Origin of the sequence: Acidovorax sp. JG5, from assembly GCF_017939685.1 — a bacterium.
Classification (GTDB): Bacteria; Pseudomonadota; Gammaproteobacteria; order Burkholderiales; family Burkholderiaceae_C; genus Acidovorax.
Window position 1 is genome coordinate 481,989 of the sequence record NZ_JAGKSE010000001.1, and the last position, 15,893, is coordinate 497,881.

At 64.1% G+C, this 15,893-nt stretch carries 15 protein-coding genes; 6 read left to right on the forward strand and 9 right to left on the reverse strand.

Going from position 1 to position 15,893, the window contains the following annotated elements; translation table 11 throughout:
* Positions 1–21 precede the first annotated feature (21 nt).
* Together J8G26_RS02200 and J8G26_RS02205 are read right to left on the reverse strand one after the other, a co-directional pair.
* Positions 22–1,902: a GspE/PulE family protein gene (locus tag J8G26_RS02200; RefSeq protein ID WP_210567754.1), complete on the reverse strand. Its 1,881-nt coding sequence runs from the start codon at positions 1,900–1,902 to the stop codon at positions 22–24.
* Positions 1,903–1,990: 88 nt separating this feature from the next.
* A complete protein-coding gene (locus tag J8G26_RS02205) occupies positions 1,991–2,794 on the reverse strand; it encodes an exodeoxyribonuclease III (RefSeq protein ID WP_210567755.1) in 804 nt (267 codons plus the stop codon).
* A gap of 9 nt (positions 2,795–2,803) precedes the next feature.
* Between J8G26_RS02205 and pyrE the strand changes: the two genes are divergently transcribed.
* Positions 2,804–3,511, forward strand: a complete 708-nt coding sequence (gene pyrE / locus J8G26_RS02210; protein WP_210567756.1) for an orotate phosphoribosyltransferase — start codon at positions 2,804–2,806, stop codon at positions 3,509–3,511.
* Between the two features lie 17 nt (positions 3,512–3,528).
* Positions 3,529–4,197 (forward strand): DUF4124 domain-containing protein, encoded by a 669-nt coding sequence (locus tag J8G26_RS02215; protein WP_210567808.1) that lies wholly within the window; start codon positions 3,529–3,531, stop codon positions 4,195–4,197.
* A 32-nt stretch (positions 4,198–4,229) separates the two neighbouring features.
* Here J8G26_RS02215 and gatB read toward each other — a convergent pair whose 3' ends face one another.
* Genes gatB through gatC form a run of 3 tightly spaced genes read right to left on the reverse strand, consistent with a single transcriptional unit; the run spans position 4,230 to position 7,504 of the window.
* Complete coding sequence (gatB, locus tag J8G26_RS02220) at positions 4,230–5,693, reverse strand: Asp-tRNA(Asn)/Glu-tRNA(Gln) amidotransferase subunit GatB (RefSeq protein WP_210567757.1); 1,464 nt, start codon at positions 5,691–5,693, stop codon at positions 4,230–4,232.
* A 1-nt stretch (position 5,694) separates the two neighbouring features.
* Positions 5,695–7,197 carry an Asp-tRNA(Asn)/Glu-tRNA(Gln) amidotransferase subunit GatA gene (gatA, locus tag J8G26_RS02225; protein WP_210567758.1) on the reverse strand — a complete coding sequence of 501 codons (1,503 nt, stop codon included), beginning with the start codon at positions 7,195–7,197 and terminating at the stop codon, positions 5,695–5,697.
* 7 nt (positions 7,198–7,204) lie between these two features.
* On the reverse strand, positions 7,205–7,504 hold the full coding sequence (gene gatC, locus J8G26_RS02230) for an Asp-tRNA(Asn)/Glu-tRNA(Gln) amidotransferase subunit GatC (RefSeq protein ID WP_086911033.1): 300 nt from the start codon (positions 7,502–7,504) through the stop codon (positions 7,205–7,207).
* A gap of 224 nt (positions 7,505–7,728) precedes the next feature.
* Between gatC and J8G26_RS02235 the strand changes: the two genes are divergently transcribed.
* From J8G26_RS02235 to mrdA, 4 genes are all read left to right on the forward strand, one after another.
* Positions 7,729–8,772, forward strand: coding sequence for a rod shape-determining protein (locus J8G26_RS02235; RefSeq protein ID WP_210567759.1), 1,044 nt, complete (start codon positions 7,729–7,731; stop codon positions 8,770–8,772).
* A 134-nt stretch (positions 8,773–8,906) separates the two neighbouring features.
* A complete protein-coding gene (gene mreC / locus J8G26_RS02240; protein WP_087743048.1) occupies positions 8,907–9,827 on the forward strand; it encodes a rod shape-determining protein MreC in 921 nt (306 codons plus the stop codon).
* Positions 9,828–9,864: 37 nt separating this feature from the next.
* On the forward strand, positions 9,865–10,383 hold the full coding sequence (mreD, locus tag J8G26_RS02245; protein WP_210567760.1) for a rod shape-determining protein MreD: 519 nt from the start codon (positions 9,865–9,867) through the stop codon (positions 10,381–10,383).
* Between the two features lie 111 nt (positions 10,384–10,494).
* On the forward strand, positions 10,495–12,435 hold the full coding sequence (gene mrdA, locus J8G26_RS02250; RefSeq protein WP_210567761.1) for a penicillin-binding protein 2: 1,941 nt from the start codon (positions 10,495–10,497) through the stop codon (positions 12,433–12,435).
* Between the two features lie 82 nt (positions 12,436–12,517).
* Here the strand turns inward: mrdA and J8G26_RS02255 are convergent, their stop codons facing one another.
* The 4 genes from J8G26_RS02255 to J8G26_RS02270 form a co-directional block, all read right to left on the reverse strand.
* A complete protein-coding gene (locus J8G26_RS02255; RefSeq protein WP_210567762.1) occupies positions 12,518–13,414 on the reverse strand; it encodes a DMT family transporter in 897 nt (298 codons plus the stop codon).
* 141 nt (positions 13,415–13,555) lie between these two features.
* Entirely contained in the window at positions 13,556–14,299 is a 744-nt protein-coding gene (locus J8G26_RS02260) for an amino acid ABC transporter ATP-binding protein (RefSeq protein WP_210567763.1), read from the reverse strand.
* Positions 14,296–15,078, reverse strand: coding sequence for an amino acid ABC transporter permease (locus J8G26_RS02265; RefSeq protein WP_210567764.1), 783 nt, complete (start codon positions 15,076–15,078; stop codon positions 14,296–14,298). The genes J8G26_RS02260 and J8G26_RS02265 overlap by 4 nt, the downstream gene beginning before the upstream one ends.
* Positions 15,079–15,105: 27 nt before the next feature.
* Positions 15,106–15,867 carry an ABC transporter substrate-binding protein gene (locus J8G26_RS02270; protein WP_210567765.1) on the reverse strand — a complete coding sequence of 254 codons (762 nt, stop codon included), beginning with the start codon at positions 15,865–15,867 and terminating at the stop codon, positions 15,106–15,108.
* Positions 15,868–15,893 lie beyond the last annotated feature (26 nt).

The window sequence follows — 15,893 nt, forward strand, 5'->3', positions numbered from 1 at the left end:
CGGCGGATTTTGTGAAAATTTTCACAGATTGGTCGCTCCAATCACTTCGGGCATGTCGGTCAGGCCCTGCAGCACTTTTTCGATACCGTCCTGCCGCAGGGTGAGCATGCCGGCCGCCAGTGCCGAGTGCCGGATGTCCGAGGCGGGGGCCCGGTGCCGGATGTGCTGGCGGATGGAGTCGTCGCTGATCATCAGCTCATGGATGCCCAGCCGTCCGCGGTAACCGTGGTTCTCGCACTCCTTGCAACCTACCGCGCGCCACAGCTGCATGGCACCCGTGGCGTCGCCATGCTGTTTGCGCCAGCGTGCCACCTGCGCCGAGCGCGCCTCGGGCGTGTTGCTGGTGCCGCTGGCAAGGTATTGCGAGGCCAGATCGTTCAGGGTTTCCTCGTCGGCCAACCGGGGCTCGCGGCAGGCGGTGCACAGGCGCCGCACCAGGCGCTGGGCGAGGATGGCCAGCAGCGAGTCCGAGAAGTTGAACGGGTCCAACCCGATTTCGAGCAACCGCGCAATGCTCTCGGGCGCCGAATTGGTGTGCAGTGTGGACAGCACCAGGTGCCCGGTCAGCGAGGCCTCGATGGCGATGCGCGCGGTTTCCTCGTCGCGCATTTCACCGATCATGATGACGTCCGGGTCGGCCCGCAAAAAGGTGCGCATGGCGGCGGCAAAGGTCCAGCCGATGCGGGCGTTCACCTGCACCTGGCGCAGGCCGCTCTGGGTGATTTCGATGGGGTCTTCGGCTGTCCAGATCTTGCGGCCAGCGGTGTTGATGTCGCGGATGACCGAGTGCAGCGAAGTCGTCTTGCCGCACCCCGTGGGGCCGACCACGAGCACCAGGCCGTAGCTCTTTTTCATCACACCGCGTATGGCCACCAGGTTGGCCGGGCTCAGGCCAATGGCTTCCAGCGGCAGGGGCTTGGCGCCGGCCAGCAGGCGCAGCACCACGTCTTCGAGACCGCGCGAGGTGGGCACGGTGACCACGCGCAGCTCGACGGGCGGGCCGCCGAAGCGCGAGAAGTCGATCTTCCCGTCCTGCGGCTTGCGGTGCTCGGAGATGTCCATGCTGGCCATGATCTTGATGCGGGCCACCATGGCGAACCGAAAGCGCGCTGGCAGCTCAAGGTAGGGCGTCAGTTCCCCGTCGATGCGCAGGCGCACGCGCACGTTCTGCGGGGCGGGCTCGGTTTCAATGTGGATGTCGGAGGCGCGGTGGTTGATGGCCTCGTCAATCACCGAATTGATCAGGCGCACCAGCGTGTTGTCGGACTCGCTGATCACGTCGGCCTGCTCGGCCTCACTGTCGGGCGCCGTCGTGGTGAGGTTGACGGCCAGTTCTTGCGACGTGGCGCGCGAGGTGGTGGCGGGGCCGGGATGCGCCCCGGCCGCGGTTGGCGAGCCCGCCTGGGGCTGTGGGTGCACGCTGTAGGCCTTGGCGATGGCAGGCCCCAGGGTGCCGGGGGCGGCCTGTAGCGGAATCAGCCGCCGTTGCGTCAGAAAGCGCAGCTCGTCGAGCAGCACGCGGTCGCAGGGGTCTGCCATGAGCAGCACCAGCGCGTCCTCGCGGGCCAGCAGGGGCAGCACGGATTCGCGCTCGGCCACCGCGCGGGGTACCAGCGCCAGCGAGGCAGCATCGGGCGTCAGGTGGTCGGGGTTCACCATGTATTCGCCCAGCCAGCTGTCAATGACATGCTTGAGCTGGTCTTGCGTCACGTCGCCGCGGTCCACCAGAATCTGGCCTACCTGGCGCCGGACGCCTATTCCCTGCTCGGCTTTTTGGGCCTGAAGGCCTTCTTGCAGCGTGTGTTCGCTGATGACACCGGCCTGCAAAAGGGCTTCGCCAAGGTGGTGCGCCTTTCCCACCACCGGATGGGGGGTGGTGACCAGTTTCCAGAGAGTGTCCATGTCCGATGGGGTGAGGCACTGGGGCGGTGCGGGGACAAGCGTTTCTGGCGTGGTAGCGATTTGCATGGAAGGGCGGTAAAGACGATGGTCAGAGCGTGAAGTCGTAATCCACGGTGATGGGCGCGTGGTCCGAGAACTTCTCGTCCTTGTAGATGTGCTCGGTGCGCGCCAGGGCCGCCAGCGCGGGTGTGGCCAGGTGGTAGTCCAGGCGCCACCCCACGTTGTTGGCATAAGCCTGGCCGCGGTTGCTCCACCAGGTGTAGGCGGTGTCGGTGGCGGTGGGTTGTAACTGACGGTAAACGTCCACCAGCCCGCCGTCGGGGTCAGTTGTGTGTAACAACTTTGTCATCCAGGCGCGTTCCTCGGGCAGGAAGCCGCTGTTTTTCTGGTTGCTGCGCCAGTTCTTCAGGTCGATCTGCTGGTGCGCAATGTTGATGTCGCCGCACAGGATGAACTCCCGCTCTCCCTTGGTGGCCATGAGGTGCGGGTGGAAGGTGTCGAGGAAGCGGTATTTGGCCAACTGGCGTTCTTCGCCCGACGAGCCGCTGGGAAAATAGGCGCTGATGATGGACAGCTTGCGCGCGGGTGTGTCAAAACGCAGTTCGATGGTGCGGCCCTCGGCATCGAACTCGGGCGAGCCGTAGCCGGTGATGACGTCGCTGGGCTCGTGGCGCGTGTAGATGCCCACGCCGGAATAGCCCTTTTTCTGGGCGAAGTGAAAATGCCCGTGCATGCCGGCAAGCTGCTCGAACCGCGTGGCGACATCGGCCGCCTGGGCCTTCACTTCCTGCACGCAAATACAATCCGGCCGCGTGGCTTCGATCCAGCGCTCCACGCCCTTGCTGGTGGCCGATCGGATGCCGTTGAGATTGAGGCTGGTTAACTTGAACAAGGAATTCCCATGGTGAATGTTGGCGCGCGCACCCCCGAGCAGGGCCGTCTGGCGCAGGATTTTGTACGTTTTGCCGTCGAGGCGGGTGTGCTGCGTTTCGGGGAGTTCAAGACCAAGGCGGGGCGCCTGAGTCCCTACTTCTTCAACGCCGGCCTGTTCGACGACGGAGACAAGCTGGGCCGCCTCGCAGAATTCTATGCAAAAGCCCTGCTGGCCAGCGGGATCGAATTCGACATGGTGTTTGGCCCGGCCTACAAGGGCATTCCACTGGCTGCCACGGTGGCCGTAGAACTGGCGCGCCAGGGCCGCAACGTGCCCTTCGCTTACAACCGCAAGGAGGCCAAGGACCATGGCGAAGGCGGCACGCTGGTGGGGGCGCCGCTCCAGGGGCGGGTGCTGATCGTTGATGATGTGATGTCGGCGGGCACTGCCGCGCGTGAGTCCATCGCCATCATCCGCGCGGCCGGCGCTGTGCCGCATGCCGTGGCCATTGCGCTGGACCGCCAGGAAAAGGCCACCGAGAATGGCCAGGACGTCGAGCACAGCGCCGTGCAGTATGTGCGCCAGCAGCTGGGCATGCAGGTGTGCGCTATTGCCACGCTGGCAGACTTATTGCTGTATCTCTCCCAAAAAGGTGGGGTTGAAATGGCCGCACACCACGAACGGGTGCTGGCCTATCGCCAGCGGTACGGAGTCAACGAAGGGCCATTCAGTTGAGCAAATGGACGTGGATCATGGGCGTGGGGCTGCTGCTGGCCAGCTTGCTGGGGCAAGGCGCATGGGCGCAGCAGCCTGGCGCCGGCAGCATCTACACCTGTGTCGATCGCCAGGGGCGCCGGCTGACAGCAGACCGACCCATTGTCGAATGCCTGGACCGCGAACAGCGTGAACTGGGCCCCACGGGCACCATGCGCCGCCAGATTGGCCCGTCGCTCACCGAGCAGGAGCGGGCAGCCCTGGATGCGCAGCGCCGCAAGGAAGCGGAGGAGCGCGCGCGCCTGCAGGAAGAACGGCGCCGCGAGCGCGTTCTTACCGCGCGCTACCCCGACAAGGCAGCCCACGACGTAGAGCGCGCCGCGGCCATCCAGTTACTCGATGACATCACCGCCATCGCCGAGAAACGCATGGTGGAACTGCAGCTGCAGCGCAAGGCTCTGGACACGGAAATGGAGTTCTACCAGAAGGACCCCACCAAGGCGCCCATGGCGCTGCGCCGCAAAATCGCTGAAAACGATGAAGACATGCAGGAGCAGCGCCGCTTCGTCGGCAACCAGGAGCTGGAAAAACGCCGCATCCACCAGCGTTTCGACGCAGAGCTGGCGCAACTGCGCAGGTTGTGGGCTGTGCAGCTGACGCCCGCCCTGGCAACATCTGACGGGTTGCCGCCTGCCGCGGCGCGCTGAAGGGCACCGGCAGGCGTTGCTGGCGCCGAGTCTCAAGCGGCCAGCCGTGCGCGCAGCAAATCGTTGACCTGCTGCGGATTGGCCTTGCCTTTGCTGGCCTTCATGATCTGGCCCACGAGTGCATTGAACGCCTTGTCCTTGCCCGCACGGAACTGGGCCACGTTGTCGGCGTTGGCGGCGATCACCTCGTCGATGATCTTCTCCAGCGCGCCGGTGTCGTTCATCTGCTTGAGGCCTTTGGACTCGATGATGGCGTCCACATCCTTTGATTCGCCGGCCCACAGGGCCTCAAACACCTGCCGGGCGGCGTTGTTGGAAATCGTGCCGTCGGCGATGCGCGCGATCAGTGCTGCCAGTTGAGTTGAAGTTACCGGAGCTTGCTCGATGTCGATCTCGCCAGCGTTCAGGCGGCGCGACACCTCGCCCATGATCCAGTTGCTGGCCAGCTTGGGCTGGCCGCAGGCCTTGGCTGCGGCCTCGAAGTAGGCGGCCATGGCCTTGCTCTGTGTGAGCGTGGTGGCGTCGTATTCGGGCAGGCCATAGTCCGCCACGAAACGCGTGGCCATGGTGCGAGGCAATTCGGCCATCAGCGCACGCTGCTCTTGCACCCAATGCTCTGAAATGTGTAGCGGTGGCAGGTCTGGATCGGGGAAGTAGCGGTAGTCGGCAGCGTCTTCCTTGGTGCGCATGGCGCGGGTTTCGCCGGTGTCGGGGTCGAACAGCACGGTGGCCTGCTGGATGGCGTGGCCGTCCTCGATCTGCTCGATCTGCCAGCGGATCTCGTAGTCGATGGCCTGCTGCATGAACTTGAAGCTGTTCAGGTTCTTGATCTCGCGGCGCGTGCCCAGCGGCTGGCCGGGCTTGCGCACCGACACGTTGGCGTCGCAGCGGAAGCTGCCCTCTTGCATGTTGCCGTCGCAGATGCCGATCCAGGTGACGATCTTGTGCAGCTCCTTGGCATAAGCCACCGCCTCTTCGGACGAACGCATGTCGGGCTCGGTCACGATCTCCAGCAGCGGCGTGCCGGCGCGGTTCAGGTCGATGCCGCTTTGGCCCCCACCTCCGAGTGCTGAGTCTTCGTGCAGCGATTTGCCCGCGTCTTCCTCCAGGTGGGCGCGCACCAGGCGCACAGTCTTTTTTTCGTCGCCCAGAAAGAACTCGACCTCGCCGCCTTGCACCACCGGGATCTCGAACTGGCTGATCTGGTAGCCCTTGGGCAGGTCAGGGTAGAAGTAATTCTTGCGCGCAAAAATGCTCACGGGCGCAATGTGGGAGCCGAGGGCCAGTCCCAATTTGATAGCGCAGGCCACGGCTTCGCGATTCATCACGGGTAGCGTGCCGGGCAGGGCCAGATCCACCGCGCAGGCCTGGGTGTTGGGCTCCGCACCGAAGGCCGTGGGGGCGCGGCTGAAAATCTTGCTCTGCGTGGCGAGCTGGGTGTGGGTTTCGAAGCCGATGACGACTTCATAGCCGTGGATCAATTTGCTGGTCGTCATGTCACAGACCTCCGGGTTGGCGGAGGTGGAAATCGGTGGCTTGCTGCAGGCGGTGCGCAGCGTTCAGAAGGCGGGCTTCGGCGAAGTAGTTGCCGATCAGCTGCAGCCCCACCGGCATACCGCTCGCGCCAAAGCCGGCGGGCACGCTCATGCCGGGCAGGCCGGCCAGCGATGCGGGCAGCGTGAAGATGTCGGCCAGGTAGTCGGCCAGCGGGTCGTTGCCGTGCTCGCCCAGCTTCCAGGCCACCGTGGGTGCCACGGGGCCGGCGATCAGGTCGCAGTCCTTGAAGGCGTTCTGGAAGTCGTCGGCGATCATGCGGCGGATTTTTTGCGCCTGCAGGTAGTAGGCGTCGTAGTACCCATGGCTCAGCACATAGGTGCCGATCATGATGCGGCGTTTGACCTCGTCGCCAAAACCTTCGGCGCGGGTCTTCTTGTACATGTCCACCAGATCGGTGTAGTCCTTGGCGCGGTGGCCGAACTTCACGCCGTCAAAGCGGGAGAGGTTCGACGAGGCTTCGGCCGGCGCAATGATGTAGTAGACCGGGATGGACAGCTCGGTGCGTGGCAGGCTGATGGGCACGAGCTTGGCGCCGAGCTTTTCGTATTCGTTCAGGGCACTATCCACGGCGGCGCGCACGTCGGGTGCGAGGCCTTCGCCAAAGAACTCGGCGGGGATGCCGATGCGCAGGCCTTCAATGCTGTCGTTGAGCTTCGCGCTGAAGTTTTCGGCCGGTACGTCGAGCGAGGTCGAGTCGCGGTCCGGGTCGGGGCCGCACATGGCCGACAGCAGCAGCGCGCAATCCTCGGCGCTGCGGGCCATGGGGCCGGCCTGGTCGAGGCTGGAAGCGAAGGCGATCATGCCGTAGCGGCTGGCGCGGCCGTAGGTGGGCTTGATGCCGGTGATGCCGCAGAACGAGGCGGGCTGGCGGATGGAGCCGCCGGTGTCGGTGCCGGTGGTGGCAGGCGTCAGGCGCGCGGCCACGGCCACGGCGCTGCCGCCCGACGAGCCACCGGGAATGCGCGAGGTGTCCCAGGGGTTGCGCACGGGGGCCGGGGCGTCAAAGCCCACGGGCGCCACGGCCGAGTTCTCGTTGGCCGAACCCATGGCGAACTCGTCGCAGTTGAGCTTGCCCAGCGTGACGGCACCGGCCTCGGCCAGCTTGCGCACTACGGTGGCGTCAAACGGTGACTGGTAGCCCGCCAGCATCTTGGAGCCCGCCGTGCTGGGGAAATCGCGCGTGACGAAGATGTCCTTGTGGGCAATGGGCACGCCTTGCAGCGGGCCCGCGGTGCCAGCGGCAATGCGCGCGTCTGCCTCCTGGGCCTGGGCCAGGGTGGCGTCTTCGTTCAGGGAGACGTAGGCGCCCAGGTTCTGATGCGTCTTGGCGCGGGCAAGTAAATGTTGGGCGGCTTCGACGGCAGAAAATTGCTTATTGCGCAGGGCTGCAGCCAGTTCGGCAACGCCCAGGTCGTGCAGGGCTTGGGTGGTGGATGTGCTCATGGGGGCCTCACTCGATCACTTTGGGAACAAGGAACAGGCCGCGCTCGACAGCGGGTGCGCTCTTCTGGTTGGCTTCGCGCTGGTTTGGCTCGCTGGCCACGTCCTCGCGCAAGCGCAGGGCCACGTCCTGGATGGCGGCCACGGGGTGTGCCAAGGGTGTGAGGCCCGAGGTGTCCACAGCACGCATCTTTTCCACGATGTCAAAAAAGCCATTGAGCTGTGTGAGCATGCGCTCACTTTCGGAAGGTGTCAGCTCGAGCCGTGCCAAGTTGGCAATGCGGCCAATGTCCTGGGGTGTCAGTGCCATAAGGGGAAAGTCGTGGGAAACCAGATGTAAACCTGTGATACGCGGGTCAAACCGAAGAGAGTTATTCACAGGGGATGGGGTATTATCCCGGCTTTGCCGCAATACCCTCTTAACTGCCGGTCATTGTGCGAAAAAAGCGAAATTTGACCCCCCCCCCCACCCACTCCCTGAGACACCCGGCGATGGCAGGCCGACGTGCATGCCGTGCCTGAGAGGATTTTTGAATGTTCGGAGCTTTCCGCCGGTATTTTTCCACCGACCTCGCCATTGATCTTGGCACCGCCAACACCCTTATCTTCGCCCGCGACAAAGGCATTGTGCTGGATGAGCCTTCCGTTGTTGCCATTCGCCACGAAGGTGGCCCCCACGGCAAGAAAGTGATTCAGGCCGTGGGCCGTGAGGCCAAGGCCATGCTGGGCAAGGTGCCCGGCAACATCGAAGCCATCCGGCCCATGAAAGACGGCGTGATTGCCGACTTCGTGATCACCGAGCAGATGATCAAGCAGTTCATCAAGATGGTGCACCCGCGCACGCTGTTCACCCCCAGCCCACGCATCATCATCTGCGTGCCATGCGGTTCCACCCAGGTCGAGCGCCGCGCCATCAAGGACGCGGCCGAAGCTGCGGGCGCCACGGCGGTTTACCTGATCGAAGAGCCCATGGCCGCAGGTATTGGCGCAGGCCTGCCTGTCTCGGAAGCCTCGGGCTCCATGGTCGTAGACATTGGTGGTGGTACCACCGAAGTGGGCGTGATCTCGCTGGGCGGCATGGTTTACAAGGGCAGTGTGCGTGTGGGTGGCGACAAGTTTGACGAAGCCATCATCAGCTACATCCGCCGCAACTACGGCATGCTGATCGGTGAGCCCACGGCCGAAGCCATCAAGAAGAACATCGGCTCCGCCTTCCCAGGCTCCGAAGTGCGCGAGATGGAAGTCAAGGGCCGCAACCTCAGCGAGGGTGTGCCACGCAGCTTCACTATTTCTTCCAATGAAGTGCTCGAAGCGCTGACCGAACCGCTCAACCAGATCGTCTCGGCCGTGAAGAACGCGCTGGAGCAGACGCCACCCGAACTGGGCGCCGATATTTCCGACCGCGGCATGATGCTCACCGGTGGCGGCGCGTTGCTGCGCGACCTCGACCGCCTGCTGGCCGAGGAAACCGGCCTGCCCGTGCTGGTGGCCGAGGACCCGTTGACTTGCGTGGTGCGAGGCTGCGGCATTGCGCTGGAGCGCATGGACCGCCTGGGCAGCATTTTTACCAGCGAGTAAAACAGAACGCCTGTGCCCGCACAGGTTGTACGCTGTTCTCCATTGCATGACTGACTGCGTTCGCATCAAGGCCTTGTGGGCACGCATCCGTGGCTCGGGGGGCCTGCAGCACCGCCTTACAACAATGATCTGCCATGTCGCTCGGAACGCTTGAGCGCAGTGCGCCGCCATTTTTCAAGCAAGGGCCCTCGGCCCTTTCCAAGCTGGCCCTCTACAGCGCATTGGCGCTGTTTTTGATGGTGGCGGACGCGCGCTTTCAGCTCACGGGCGCGTTGCGCCAGGCGGTGGCTGCTGTTATTTACCCGGTGCAATGGCTGATGCTCCAGCCGGTCGAATTCATCGCGCAGGGAAGTGGTTACTTCCAGTCGCTGCGCAAGGCCCAGGAAGACGCCGATGCGGCACGCAAGCAAATGACCCTGATGTCACAGCGCTCGATCCAGGCGGAGCAGCTGATGCAGGAAAACGCGCGGTTGCGTCAGTTGCTGGACCTTCGAACCCGGTTGGAAACCCCCGCCCAGGCGGCACAGGTGCTCTATGACACTGCGGATCCTTACACCCGGCGGGTTGTGGTGGACCGGGGCCGAACGGCAGGGGTGGAGCTGGGTGCGCCAGTGCTCGACGAGAAGGGGGTGCTGGGGCAGGTCACGCGCGTGCATCCGTTCGTGAGCGAGGTCACCTTGCTGATTGACCGCGACCAAGCCATCCCGGTACTGAACATTCGCACCGGTGTTCGGGGCGTCGCCTACGGAGACCCGGTGGCGGGCCATGCCGGGGGCATGGAACTGCGCTTCATGCCGGCGAACGCCGACATCCTTGAGGGGGATCTGCTCACCACCAGCGGTGTCGATGGGCTGTATCCACCGGGTTTGCCTGTCGCCAAGGTGGTGCGTGTGGAGCGGCGGGCCGATTCGGCCTTTGCCCGTATTTATTGCGCCCCCGTCGCCGGGGTCCAAGGGGCCCGCCACGTGATGCTGCTCAAGCCGGCGGCAGAGCCCATGCCAGAGCGTCCCGAACCCGACGCGGCGCTTCCTGGCAAGAAGGGGGCGCGCAAGTGACGGGGTGCGGGTATGTCGCGCCAGAAAGGATCGCGCCATGATCATGCCGCGCGGGCAGCCATTGCTGCTGCCAGTCAATCCCGTTTTCATTGTCGCCAGCCTGCTGGTGGGCCTGGCGATCAACTTTTTGCCGCTGGGCCGCGTGGCCTGGGCTCCCGATATCCTGATGCTGCTGCTGACATTTTGGGTGGTGCACCAGCCCCAGCGCGTCGGCATGGGAGTCGCCTTCGTGCTGGGCCTGTGCATGGATGTCCACCAGTCGTCCTGGCTGGGTCAGCATGCCCTGGTCTATACGGTGCTGTCATTTGGCGCGATGGCAATGCATCGCCGTCTGCTGTGGTTCAGTGTTCCATCCCAGGCGCTGCAGGTGTTCCTCTTGTTTTTGCTGGCCCATGCGGTGGAGCTGTTGCTGCGCATGGTGGGTGGCGGAATCTTTCCTGGTCTCTGGGGCTTGCTCGCGCCTGTGTTGGAGGCCTTGCTCTGGCCCTTGGCCAGCTGGGTGCTGCTGGCGCCGCAGCGTCGTCCGCCTGATCGCGATGAGAACCGGCCCCTGTGAGGCCCCTGTGAGGTCTTCTTTGAGCATGACGGCGTGCGCCTTATTCCATTCTGACGCGCTGCGCGCCACGGCTTGCGCGCGCAGTGCGCACGCGGCCGAAGGTTGGATGCCATGACGGAACTGCGCAACGTCGAGGCCGAGGCATCGCGTTTTCGCACGCGCGTGTTGGTGATTGGCGCAGTGGTTTTTCTGGCGTTCTGCCTGATCGTGGCACGCCTGCTCTTTTTGCAGGTAGTGCGGCACGAAGACCTCGCGGCGCAGGCCGAGAGCAACCGCACGGCGATCGTTCCCATCGTTCCCAACCGCGGTCTCATCCTGGACCGCAACGGCGTGGTGCTGGCAACCAACTATGCGGCCTACACGCTCGAAATCACGCCATCGCGGGCAGGAGTGCTGGATGAAACCATTGATGGCTTGTCGAAGGTGGTGGAGATACAGACCCGGGACCGCCGCCGCTTCAAGCGGTTGATGGAAGAGTCGCGCAATTTCGAATCGCTGCCCATCCGCACCCGCCTGACGGACGAGGAGGTGGCGCGCTTTACGGCGCAGCGCTACCGCTTCCCCGGTGTGGACGTCAAGGCACGGCTCTTTCGTAACTATCCCCTGGGGGAAGTCGCAAGCCACGCCATCGGCTACATCGGGCGCATCAACCAGGCGGAGAAGGCCCGGATACAGGACTCCGACGACGAGGCCAACTACCGCGGCACCGAGTACATCGGCAAACTGGGCATTGAGCAGAGTTACGAAGCGGCATTGCACGGCACCACGGGCGTGGAGCAGATGGAGACATCGGCAGGCGGCCGGGCCGTGCGCAAGCTGTCCAGCCGCGCGGCCACGCCCGGCGACAGCGTGATGCTGTCGATCGACATCAAACTGCAAAAGCTCATTGAAGAGTTGTATGGATCCCGCCGCGGCGCACTGGTGGCCATCGACCCGCGCAACGGCGAAATCCTGGCGCTGGTCAGCAAGCCCACGTTCGACCCCAACCTGTTTGTCGAGGGCATCGATTCGGAAAACTGGGCCGCGCTCAACGAGTCCATCGACAAGCCGCTGCTCAACCGCGCCTTGCGCGGCACCTACCCGCCTGGCTCCACCTACAAGCCCTTCATGGCGCTGGCGGCGCTGCAGTTGAATAAGCGCTCGCCCACCCTGGTGATGAACGACCCGGGTTTCTACACTTTTGGCGGCCACACCTTTCGCAGCCACGAAGGGGGGCTGGGCGGCGTGGACATGCACCGGGCCATCCAGTTTTCGAGCAACACCTACTTTTACTCGCTGGCCGTGGACATGGGCGTCGATGCCATTCACGATTTCATGAAACCGCTGAGCTTTGGCCAGCCGACCGGCATTGACCTCAATGGCGAGGTGCGCGGTACGTTGCCAAGCACCGCGTGGAAGCGCAACGCCTACAAGCGCCCGGACATGAAGCGCTGGTTCCCGGGCGAAACCGTGTCGCTGGGCATCGGTCAGGGCTATAACAACTTCACCATGCTGCAGTTGGCGTTGGCCCAGGCCACCATGGCCAACGGTGGAATCCGCTATCGCCCGCACATGGGCAAGGCGGTGAAAAATGCGGTCACGGGGGCGGTGACCGAGATTGTTCAGCCGCCGGGCGAAAACCTCGGCTATCTGCCCAAAAACGTGGACATCGTGCGCAATGCGATGGTGGCCGTGAACAAGGGTGGCACAGGCACGCGCGTGTTTGCGGGGGCCCCCTACACCTCAGGGGGCAAGACCGGCACCGCCCAGGCGGTGAGCCTGGGGCAGAACGTGCGCTACAACGCCCGGGCGCTGGAGGAACACCAGCGCGACCACTCCCTGTTCACGGCGTTCGCGCCCGCCGAAGCCCCAACGATTGCGCTGGCGCTTATTGTCGAAAACGCCGGCTTTGGCGCTGCGCACGCCGCGCCCATTGCGCGCAGGGTGTTCGACTACTGGTTGACGGGGGAATATCCGAGCGAGGCCGACATTGCGGCCGTGCAAAAAGGCCAGGCCTCGGCACCCATCGGCAAGCCGCGTGCTGCTGCCGATGTTCCGCTGCTGGCGCCCTAGATTCATTAAAAATGATAGCTATTGGCGCTTGCTATATAAGCGCTTAGGCCGTATTTCACTCAAAATTGTGGCGCCACCAGCTTCACGCGACCGGGGTGGCTGTGGTCCGCTGGGGTGGCTGGATCTGGCTGAAAACCAGGGCGGCCACAATCAACGCCGCTCCGCTCAGCCCGTGCCATCCCAGGCGTTCGCCCAGCAGCGCCCAGGCGGTCAGGGCCGCAAAAACCGGCTCCAGGCCAAACACGATGGCACTGCGCATGGCATCCACGCGCTGCTGGCCCCAGGCCTGCAAGGTCACCACAACCACGCTGGCCAGAAAACCCAGGTACACAAGCGCCAGCCAGCTCGACGCCTGCAGGCTGCCCAGCGATTGCACCCAGTCCATGCTGCCATCGCGCGCCAGCAACAGCACCGTGGCGGCCGCGCACATCACGGCTGCCTGTGCGGCAGCCATGCGCGTGGCACGCAGCGGGTGCACTGATGTGCGGCGTGCGCATTCTTCCAGCACCAGGATATAGATGGCATAGAACACCGTGCTGGCCAGCGTGAGCGAATCGCCCAGATTCCAGGGCTCGTTCTCGTGGAACATCAATGCCATGCCGGCGAAGGCCATGGCGCAGGCCGCCCACAGGCGCCAGCCATAGCGGCGACCCAGGGCCGCCATGGCGATCAGGGGCACCACGAGCACATTGAGTCCGGTAACAAACGCATTGCGATTGCTGCTGGTGCGTGCCAGACCTTCAATCTGGAGCCAGAACGCCAGAAACAGCAGCAGCCCCAGTGCGCAACCCCACAGGCGTTCCTGGGGCCGCATGCCCACCCACAGCGGGGCCAGCACCAAAAGGGCCAGGGCAAAACGCAACCAGATGATCTGCAGGGCATCGAGGTGCGCCGACAGCAGCTTCATGGCGGGGAAGGTGGTTCCCCACACAGTGGTCACCACCAGCAGGGCGATGAGGCCAAAACGTTCAGATCGCATAAATATCGGGACAGTCTTCAGCGCGTGCACGGGCCGGGCCAGTGCGCTGATGTGAAAAGAGCGGAAGACGACGCGAGGGCCGTGCCGCAGCCCCGGCGCCGGGAGGCCTTGCGGTCACCCATTCGGCGTGGACGCGGCTTTTCAGGCACCCATCCGGCCAATGAAGGCGCGGATACGGTCGTTTCCGGGATTGTTGAAGAACTCGGCAGGGGGCGCATCGTGCGCAATGCGCCCTTTATCGAAAAACAGCACACGGTCCGCCACCTCGCGTGCAAAGCCCATCTCGTGGGTCACCACGATCATGGTCATGCCGCCGCGCGCCAGTTCGCGCATCACGTCGAGCACTTCCTGCACCATCTCGGGGTCGAGCGCCGAGGTCGGCTCGTCAAAGAGCATCACCTTCGGCGCCATGGCCAGGGCGCGGGCGATGGCCACGCGCTGCTGCTGCCCCCCGGACAACTGCCAGGGGTACTTGTGCGCATGGTCCTGCATGCCCACGCGGCGCAGCAGGGTCATCGCCTGCTCGTTGGCCTGGGCCCTGGCGAGATGGCGCAGGCGCCGCGGGGCCAGGGCAACGTTTTCGAGCGCGCTCATGTGGCCAAACAGGTTGAACTGCTGGAACACCATGCCCACCTCGCAGCGCTGCTGTTGCAGGGTGCGGGGGTCGTCGGTGACGGGCACGCCACCGATGCGGATGGTGCCGCTGTCGTGCGGTTCCAGCCGGTTGATGGCGCGCAGCAGGGTGCTTTTCCCCGAGCCTGACGCGCCAATGATGACGGTCACCTCGCCAGTGTTGAAGTGCGTGGACACATCCTTAAGCACCTGGTTCGTGCCAAAGGACTTGCAGACATTCTCTGCCACGATGTAAGGCGTCGGGTCGCTCATTGGATGCGTCCTTCGACATCAAAACGGTGTTCGATGGCGTTGGAAAGCTGCGTTACCAGCGTGGTCAGCAGCAGGTAGGTCAGGGCCACGGTGGTCAGCGTGGCAATGGGCTGAAAGGTTGCGGACTGGATGCGGTTGCCCACATTGGTCAGTTCGACCACGCCAATCGCGTAGGCCAGCGAGGAATCCTTGAGCAGTGCCACGAAGTTGCTGACCAGGGGAGGCAGCGATATCTTGAAAGCCTGCGGAAACACCACATCGAAAAACACATGGCCGTGCCCAAGACCCAGCGCGCGTGCCGCTTCCGTCTGCCCCCGGGGCACCGCCAGCAGGCCCGCGCGAATGGCCTCGGCGTTGTAGGCGCCCACGTTCAGCCCCAGTGCCACGACGGCGGCGGCAAAGTCGGGCAGGTTCAGTCCAGGCACCAGCACCGGGAGCGCGAAGTAGACAAACAGGATCTGGACCAGCAACGGCGTTCCGCGAATGGCCCAGATGTAGAAACCCGCCAGCCAGCGCAAACCGATCCAGCGGGCGGTGCGCGCCAGTGCGGCCGCCGTGCCCAACACCAGGCCCACGGCGCCGCTGATCAGAGTCAGCCACAGGGTGGTTCGCGCGCCATCGGAAAATGCCTGGGCGTTGGAGCCGATGGGTTCGGGGAAAAAAGAAAGTATCTGGCCGAGAAGGGCCAGCATGAACACCATCAGGACCAGGGCCGCAATCAGCGTGGCGTTGCTACGCTGCGGGCGGCTCCAGTGGCGCGGCCAAAGGGCTATGAGCATGGATCAGAGAGGGCCGAAGCCCCGTTTTCAGTTGCAGCGTACGTCTTCGTTGAAGTACTTTTTCGACACGGCGGCGTAGCTGCCATCGGCCATGGTTTCGGCCAGGGCCTTGCTCCACGCATCGGCCAGGGGCTGGTTGCCCTTGGCAACCGCCGAGGCGATGCGCTCGATGAACACCATTTCACCCAGTTGGAGACCTGCCTTGGGGTTCTTCGCCACCACTTCCTTGGCGACGAAACGGTCGGTCACCCAGGCGTCCACCCGGCGCGAGGTGAGCGCGCTGCGCGCATCCACATCGGTGGGGAAGTTCTTCATTTCCTTGATGGTCGTGACCTTCTGGACATTTTCCAGGTAGCTCGTGCCGGTCTGCACGGCGACGATCTTGCCGGCCAGGTCCTTGGCGCTGCGGATTGCGGGGTCCATGGCAATCACCATGCCGCCAGAGCAATAGTGCGGCGCGGTGAACGTGACGGCCTTGGCGCGCTCGTCGGTCACGCCGTGGGATGCGATCACCAGGTCCCAGCGGTCCTGCTTCAGGCCGGTCAGCAGGGCATCAAAACCGATGGTTTTCCACTCGATCTTCACGCCCATTTTCTTGGCCGTGAGTTCTGCCACTTCCACCTCAAAGCCCGTCAGCGTGGTGCCCTTGAAGTAGTTGAAGGGCGCAAATTGTCCTTCAGTGGCCACAACGATCTTGCCGCCCTTCTTGATCTCATCGAGGGAGCGGGCCTGCACGGAAAAGGCAGCACACAGTGCCACGGCGGAGGCGATGAACCGAAAGAGCTTCATGGTGAATCCTGTCTTGGGGTGGTACA